The 275-nt window shown below is 32.4% G+C and carries 1 protein-coding gene; it reads left to right on the forward strand.

What is annotated here, in order from left to right; all coding sequences use genetic code 11:
- Positions 1–137: 137 nt before the first annotated feature.
- Positions 138–275, forward strand: a 138-nt coding sequence (locus R0K30_RS21845; RefSeq protein WP_410612925.1) for a LysR family transcriptional regulator, incomplete at its 3' end; no start/stop codon positions are given.

Genomic DNA, 275 nt, shown 5'->3' on the forward strand with positions numbered 1-275 from the left:
TAATCCCTTTCAATCCACGATAAATCAATTTCATTCCCCCTTATCCTCTTTCTGTTATTATAGTAAATATAATATTTAAAAAATAATGAATATTTTTAAGGGAATTAATTAAAACTTTTAATCAGAGGAGTGCATCTATGGATTTTAAATGGCTTCACACCTTCGTCACCGCGGCAAAATATGAGAATTTCAGAAAAACGGCGGAAACGCTTTTTTTATCTCAGCCGACCGTCACCGTTCATATAAAATTATTAGAGAAAGAAATCAGCTGCAAG

Source organism: Bacillus sp. SIMBA_154 (assembly GCF_046536015.1).
In the GTDB taxonomy this organism is placed as follows: domain Bacteria; phylum Bacillota; class Bacilli; order Bacillales; family Bacillaceae; genus Bacillus; species Bacillus pumilus_P.